Consider the following 7,733-nt stretch of genomic DNA (forward strand, 5'->3'; position numbering starts at 1 on the left):
AAACGGAACAGCAGCAAACGAAACGCATGAAGAATCGGAATACGGGTCGCGAAAGACTTGCCATTCGGCGACAGCGGGATTATAATGGATTTCAAATTTTACTTTACGAAAAGGACGTTTGCAATGTCGATACTCAAAAAAGGCGGTATGGTTCCGAATCATCTCAGGATTTTGTTCTTAGGCGACAGCATCACCGACGACGGCCGGTATATCGCGCACATCGATTACTACATAAAAAAGCACCTGCCCAATCATTCTGTAGAATTAATCAATTTGGGTTTAAACAGCGAGACCGCTTCCGGCCTTTCCGAACCGGATCACCCGTTTCCGCGCCCCTGTATCTTTGACCGTATCGACCGCGCGCTGGAGATGGCGAAACCCGACTGGGTTACCGTCTGTTACGGCATCAACGACGGCATCTATTACCCCTATTCCGAGGAGCGGATGGGGGCATATCAGAAGGGCATCCTCAATTTGATCGGAAAAATCAAGGCCCGCGGCGCCAAGGCCGTTGTGATGACGCCGCCGATTTTGGATACCGTCTCTTTCGGCGGGCCGATGCTCGATGAAAACGCCGAAAAATTCAGCTGGGCGCAGGCTTATCGCGGTTATAACGACGTGATGAAAAAATACGCCGACTGGGTACTGTCCGACCTGCGCGGCGTCGCCGACCGGGTCGTCAACATCTACGGCCCGATGACCGCCGAATACACCGCGAGGCGCAAAAACGATCCGGCGTTAAAACTCGGCGACGGCATTCACCCCGACCTTTGGGGTCACTGGATTATGGCAAGGTGTCTGTTAGGGGAGCTTTTCCGCCTTTATCCGGAATACGAGCCGGGTTATTTGAAAGAGGAGACCCCCGCATTCGGGCTGGTTTTGAAGCGGCACCGTCTGCTGAGCTCGGCGTGGAAAGAAGCGGTCGGCCATTCCCATCGCGATAAGGCGAAAGATGCCCTGCCGCTCGATGAGGCCAAAGCCGCCGCTGCGGAACTGGACAACGAAATCCTGAAGACAATCGTAAATGAAGAAAACGATGACCGCGTCGACGACTGGAACGGCTGCGTATGCCGCCGCTTCTATTGTAACGGCAGGGTCTGCACTTATATTGAGCCGAAAGAATTTGCCCCCGGCAGGCCGTGGGTCTGGCGCACCGAGTTCCTGCACGCGTTTGAGACCGTCGATGTGGAGCTGGTTCGACGGGGTTGGGCGCTCTGTTATTACCGGGTCAGCAATCTTTTCGGCTGCCCGGAGAGCGTAGAGCTGATGAAAATCTTTCACGATGAGATGGTCAGCCGGTTCGGATTATCGAAAACCACAGTGCCGTTCGGGTTCAGCAGGGGCGGGTTATACGCGGTCAACTATGCCGCCGCCTATCCTAAAGACGTCGAAGCTCTCTATATCGACGCGCCGGTGCTGGATATTCGGAGCTGGCCGGGCGGACTCGGCATCGGTGACGGTTCGCCGTTTGAGTTTAAGGACTGCCTAGACGTTTACGGCCTCAACGAGACGAGCGTCAGACAGTATAAGGAAAACCCGCTCGACAAGGCGGAAGCGCTGGCTAAAGCGGGAATTCCGGTTGCGCTGGTCGCGGGCGACGCGGATACGACGGTGCCCTATACCGAGAACGGCAAGCTCTTCGACGAGAAATACCGCCGCGCGGGCGGGAAAATCCTGACCATTGTCAAGCCGGGCTGCGGACATCATCCGCACAGTTTGGAAGACCCCACGCCGGTGGTGGAGTTTTTGCTTGAAGCAACCGGAAGAAAGCATTGATAAGATTAAGAAACAGCGCACCGCATCAAACCGGTGCGCTGCTCTTTTATTTTCTTTACGGTATCCGTTGAATGGCTTTTGCGGGTATGTTATAATCGGGGAAACATTCGGAAAAGGTTGGTGCTTTTTATATGAAGTGGTGGGAAGACGAACCGTTGATCATCTCGGCGGTGCAGTGCAATTACGGCGCGGACGACGACTGGGTATTCGATGAATATGTTTCGAAATCGGGATTCAACACCGAGCAGCTTTTACACCTGTTCGCCGAGGGCAGTATCTCGTTTTACGACGAACAAAAACACGGCAAAAAGCTGGACGCCTATCTCAAAAAAGCCCATGAAAAAGGCATTCGGGAAATTGTCTATTATAACACCCATTGCCTGACCCGGGACATGATGGCCAAACACCCGGAATGGATGGAGCTGCAAAAAGACGGAGGGCCGATATTGGCCTATAGTATCTATTCACTTTGCTGTGTCAACGGCCCCTGGTTTGATGAATTCGCGAAAAACATCACGGCGCTGTGCCGGCACGATGTTGACGGACTGTTTTTGGACGGGCCGCTCATGCGTGACGACGGCTGTTATTGCCCGGTCTGTCAGAAGATGTTTCAAGAAAAATTCGGCAAGTCCGTCTATGAGGGGACTCATCTCGAGCGCCAGCAGATGCGTATCGATTCGGTGACCGAATATGTGAAAAAGACCCATGATATCGTCAAATCGATCAATCCGAACATCTTGTTATATTTGAACAACTCCGCGCTGCGGGCCGATGTCACCGGCAGCAACAGCCGAAAAATCGAGCCGTATCTCGATATGCTCGGAGCCGAGGGCGGGTTTATCCGTGCCGACGCAACCACTTCGCTATGGTCGGTCAGTTCCAAGGCCAAGCACCTTGAAACCATGGCGCGCGGCAAGCCGATTGTCACTTTCGTAAACGGTAACCATTCGGGCATCACCTATTATATGCACACGCCCGCCGAGACCACGGCGCTGTATGCCCAGTCGTATGCAAACGGCGCGAATGTTTGGTACGGCATCCACGGCGACATCGAGCGAAACGCCTTTTCGCCCGGCAGTATGGCCTCGAAAAAGTTCAACGAGTTTATCAATGCGCATAAAGATATTTATCAAAAATCCGAGTGCGCATGCGAAATTGCTTTGATGTGGTCGCAGGACACCGCGAACAATTATTCCTCGAGCGTCGAACAGAGCGACTTCACAAACGCCAAAACCGCCGGATTCAAACAGCGCGGCGACCATCATGCGGAGTTGCTGAGCTTCTTCGATATGCTGACGCGGGCGCACATCCAGTTTGACGTGATTGACGAGGTCAAGGCCAAAGAGGATTTGAGCAAATATAAACTTGTGATTTTGCCAGACTGCGCCTGCATGGACGACGAGACCGCAACAGCATTGACCGCTTTTGTCAAAGACGGCGGGGATTTGATCTCCACGTTTGACACGGGATTTTACAATGCCGACGGGAGTTATGCCAAAGCGCCGAAACTCGCAGCGGTTCAGGGAATTTCGGAAGTCAAAGGCGTCGTCTCGGCGGAGATGCTCGGCATGGCCTATCAAAAGCCGGGTGACTCCCCGATTTTCAAAGACGTCAACCAAAGACAGATGCCGTTCCCCCGGCTGTCGATGCGCTGTGAATATGTCGAAGACGCAAAAACCCTCTCGACCGCGCTTGAACTGATGTCAAGCGTTTATACCGCGCTGCCCAAGGCCGGATATCCCGGCATTGTCGAGCATGTGTACGGCAAGGGCAGAAGCATTTATGTATCCGGAGCACTTGGGCTCGCCTATGCCGAGCGCGCGCTGCCCGATTACGCCAAAATCATCAGAAATATCGCGAAACGAGCCGCAAAACCGATACTCGAGACCGACGCGCCGAGATCGGTCGAAACGGTGCTTCGCAATCAAAACGGACGATATATCCTGCACATGGTCAACCTGACCGGCGAGATGATCCGACCCACCACGCAGATTTTGCCGCTCTCCGACATCAAAGTGACCCTCAGAGTAAAAGATGTCAAGAGCGTTAAGACCTTGCGCGGCGGGAAATTACAGGGACTTGAGATCGGCGACAAAAAGACCTCATTTACACTGACTAAACTGGCAGATTACGAGGTCGTGGTTTTTGAATTGAAAAAATGATTGTACTCGATCGGAAATCTTGGTATAATCATCAATAATTAAATAGCGTTTTAAGCGGGAGAAAGGAGTTCGAATGAATAATTTTTCGAACCCGGAGTTTGACCCGTTTGGCTGAACCAAATGGGGTCAAACATCCCTAAAACAATAAAAGAAAGGGTATCATTATGGCTTTTATCGCATCGAAAAAACTCCAGGAGGAGCGCAAAAAGGCGTTTAACAAACGCTATGTTCCGATTATTTTAAAACTGCTGCCGAAAGGTGTTCGGACTGCCTACAGTTATGAAGACGACCAGCCGGAGGTTCGCTCCTGGGGTTGGAACGCGCTGGTGCTGTTTGAGGAGGGCTATTATAAAGAAGCCAACCACATTATCCGGACTTCGCCGTATCATCACTGCGAATTTATGCCGATGCAGCTGACAGAAATGCTCGTACGCTACGGCGACAAATTCGATGACGACACTCGAGTGATTGCCGAGAACTATATTAAAAGCGAACTGGATTACGCGGCGAATCCCCGGGTTCATGCCTCCATGTATAATGACAACTTCGGCAACATGGCAACTTTTACGCTGATTGTGGCCGGAGAGCTCTTTAACCTGCCCAAATATGCCGAAATCGGAAAAGACAAACTCGATCAGGCGTGCGACTTGTTTAGGCGCTGCGGCACCATTATGGAATACGGCAGCCCGGTGTATACGCCTCTCGACTTGTTTGTTTACGCGCAGATGGCGAATTATATCAAAGATCCGGAATACCGGGCAAAGGCCCTGCAGTGCGAAGAGCGGATGTGGCTCGAGGTTGTGACGCATTACCACGCGCCGACGGGGCATCTGGCGGGACCGTATTCGCGTTCGTATAACTGCGAAACCGTGGGGCATCCCACCAGCATCGCCGCGCTCTGGTATAAGGTGTTCGGCGACAAAGCGTTTTTAAACGTGATGAATTACGGCTTTGAACTGATTGATAAGCAGGTGATTCATATCTCTGCCAACGGGCTTCAGCTGCCCAACGCCGCATGGTTCATCAACACCACCTTCCACTTCCCGCGTTGGATGGAAAAAATCATGTTTGAAAAGGTCTATCCATATCACGCCGAATTCGCGGTTGAGTGCATCCCCGCGGACGCGCTCGCCTACAATGTCGAAAACGAACCGCTCTGCGCTTTCGGCGGGCATCGTTCGACCACCACCACCTATATGACGCCCGAATATTCACTCGGAACCGCGATGAATCAATATCACAGCGGCTCCGGTTCCGAGTCGTTCTATGTGACCTACAAAAACTGCGAAGCCGCGAAAAAGCTCGAGGACGTCGGCGTCATCTACAGCAAATACACCTTCAACGACAAGCAGCCGCAGCAGGAAAACGTCTATGCCTATTACGGCAAAATGGGCAAAGAGGGCTTCCGCGACGAAGGCCGCAAATTCGGGATCCAATATGAAAACACCTCACTGATGGTCTATAAACCGCTGCAACTCGAGCGCAGGCACGTGAAAAGCGCCAAACTGACGGTCTTTATCCCGGCTTATTTTTACGACGGTTTCGAGATTTTGGCGGGCGGGAAAAAAGTCAAAACGCTGCCGTATTCCTCGGTGGAACCGGTCACCGTCTGTGTCAAGGCGTATAAATCGATGTTCGCGTTCAAGCCGCTCGTTTTGACCGATTTCGGCAGAGAAGCCGCCGTCAAAATCGAGAAAAAGAGCGACCATATTCAAATTTCGTTTTACAATTATGAGGGACCCGAGCGCGAATTCGGCGATATCGAATTGATTCACGCGCAAAACGGCTTTGTCTGCACCGCCGCGACCGTCGAAGAATACCCTGATTTTGCGGATTTTGCCAATTTCGCCGACAAGGGGAAAATCTCTGACGTGATGGAGCAGTCGGCCAAGATGTTTACCCGCCGGGTCAAATATCAAAACGACGGCGTGGAACTCTATTTCATCTACAACCCGCTGGTCGAGGGCATCGTGACCGCGACGGCGAACAAGAAGCCGTTTTTACGCAATATTCTCAAGGCGGATATGCTCGATTATAAAAAAGTCCCGCTGCTGGAGGATTAATTTTGGCGACCAACCTTGTGCAGCCGGTCAGTCCGGAACAAATTGATCAAATCGTCAATACTTATTTTCCGAATGATCAGATTGAACATCTCGTCCAGTTAAAGGGCGGGATGTTCAATACCACTTTCAAAGTCGAATTATCGGGAAAAAACGCACAGGCGGTCATTCTTCGTATCGGACCGCAGAACCGCGCGCCTCTGCTGCGGTTTGAAGACGACCTGATGACGGGTGAGGTGTATGCCTATGAGCTCTGCCGCCAAAACGGCGCGGATTGTCCCGAGATTTTGGTTTACGACCAAAGCCGCAGATTCGGGGACTTTCTCTTTTTGATTGAAAAGTGCATCGTCGGAAGACCCCTTTCCGAACTCGAAGCCGACGATAAAAAGGCGTTTCACAAACAGGCGGGAGAGCAGGTCAGGCGCATTCACGCGGTGCTAAATGATGCTTTCGGGCGGGTTTCCGAGCTGGTCAAGGGTAAAGGGTTTGCTTCATGGAAGGCGTTTTTATACGACGAGCTGGACGATGTGCTGACCCGTTCGCTTGAAAACGGTGTGTTTGACAAGTCGGAAGCGGAAGAACTCCGGCAAGTTTACCGGCAATGTGAAGCACTGCTGTCCGAGATCAAAACGCCGTATCTGGTTCACGCCGATCTGTGGGACGGCAATTTGCTCGTAGATAAAGAGGCGGGGCGGCTCACGATCATTGACATGGACCGGGCGGTATTCGGCGACGTCGATTTCGAGTTCGCAAGCCCCTGGATCATCGACGAGATGTTTTGCGCGGGCTACGGGATCGACAAAACAGATTTTGAAAAAGATAACAGAAAGCTGCGCCGGATGCTGTATCGCCTGCATTTTGCGGTGTTGGACACCTATATCTGGAAGATCGAATTCAACGACGAAGCGATGTTCCAAAAATGCAGGAACGGCTGCAAAAAGGCGTTGGAGGAATTACAAGGGGCTGTTAGATAGCATTCATTATTCGTTAAACCAAAAAGCCATTATCTTTCCGAGATTCTTCGGCTTCGCTCAGAATGACATAAAAACCCCGTCCCGATGCAGGTCTCGGGACGGGGGTTTTTATCGGGAGCAATCGGATGTTGAGATTTCGGATTATTTATGCAGCAGATCGATATAATCCCTGGCGACTTTGAGGTCCTTGACCGCCTCGTGGGAGTCACAGGGGACGGGTTGTTCGCCGCGGATGAATTTGACGAAATTGAGCGCCTGATTTTTCATTGCGTGGACATGCGGTAATGTCGGCGACCAGGTGATCGGCGGCTTTTTGCCGCTGTCTTCATAGACCGTGACTTTACCCGCGCGGTTCGAGGCCAGCGGAGCGGGCAGTTCGATCTTGATCCAACCGAGTTCGAAGGCGATAAGGTATTCCTCCTGCCAATCGAGCGTGGTCTTGTAGGGGGACATCTCGATAACGGCAGGCACGCCCGAGGCACTTTCGGCTGTCAGCGTCACGCCCGCCCGGTCGGCGTATTTGACCGAATAGTCCTCGCCGAGCAGAAAGCGCAGCGCGTTGACCTGGTGGATATAATAGTTGACGAATACGTCGTATTCGGTGTTATAAGCGGCGTTTGCCCAATAAGTGACGTCCGGTTCTTTTTCCATTGCCGGGTACGGGTCATCGGTGCCGATAAAGCCCTCAAAACCGTTGGCAACCCAGTCGCCGGCCGGCATTGTGACGCGGATATAGCGCAGTTTGCCGAATTCGCCCGAGG

General features: G+C 52.3%; 5 protein-coding genes. 4 read left to right on the forward strand and 1 reads right to left on the reverse strand.

The genetic code is table 11. From position 1 onward, the window contains the following. Positions 1–123: 123 nt before the first annotated feature. From PKH29_06470 to PKH29_06485, 4 genes are all read left to right on the forward strand, one after another. Positions 124–1,776, forward strand: coding sequence for a GDSL-type esterase/lipase family protein (locus PKH29_06470; GenBank protein HNX14482.1), 1,653 nt, complete (start codon positions 124–126; stop codon positions 1,774–1,776). A gap of 131 nt (positions 1,777–1,907) precedes the next feature. Beyond that, positions 1,908–3,938 (forward strand): beta-galactosidase trimerization domain-containing protein, encoded by a 2,031-nt coding sequence (locus tag PKH29_06475; protein ID HNX14483.1) that lies wholly within the window; start codon positions 1,908–1,910, stop codon positions 3,936–3,938. 164 nt (positions 3,939–4,102) lie between these two features. Next, entirely contained in the window at positions 4,103–6,001 is a 1,899-nt protein-coding gene (locus PKH29_06480; GenBank protein ID HNX14484.1) for a hypothetical protein, read from the forward strand. Between the two features lie 2 nt (positions 6,002–6,003). Then, positions 6,004–6,972, forward strand: a complete 969-nt coding sequence (locus PKH29_06485; GenBank protein ID HNX14485.1) for an aminoglycoside phosphotransferase family protein — start codon at positions 6,004–6,006, stop codon at positions 6,970–6,972. A gap of 141 nt (positions 6,973–7,113) precedes the next feature. Here PKH29_06485 and PKH29_06490 read toward each other — a convergent pair. After that, the coding region (locus PKH29_06490) for a hypothetical protein (GenBank protein ID HNX14486.1) at positions 7,114–7,733 on the reverse strand (620 nt) is incomplete at its 5' end.

The organism is Oscillospiraceae bacterium, assembly GCA_035353335.1.
In the GTDB taxonomy this organism is placed as follows: Bacteria; Bacillota; Clostridia; order Oscillospirales; family JAKOTC01; genus DAOPZJ01.

Coding starts and splice junctions, on each gene's coding strand:
- PKH29_06470 (HNX14482.1), top strand. CDS start 124: ATGTCGATACTCAAAAAAGGCGGTATGGTTCCGAATCATCTCAGGATT.
- PKH29_06475 (HNX14483.1), top strand. CDS start 1,908: ATGAAGTGGTGGGAAGACGAACCGTTGATCATCTCGGCGGTGCAGTGC.
- PKH29_06480 (HNX14484.1), top strand. CDS start 4,103: ATGGCTTTTATCGCATCGAAAAAACTCCAGGAGGAGCGCAAAAAGGCG.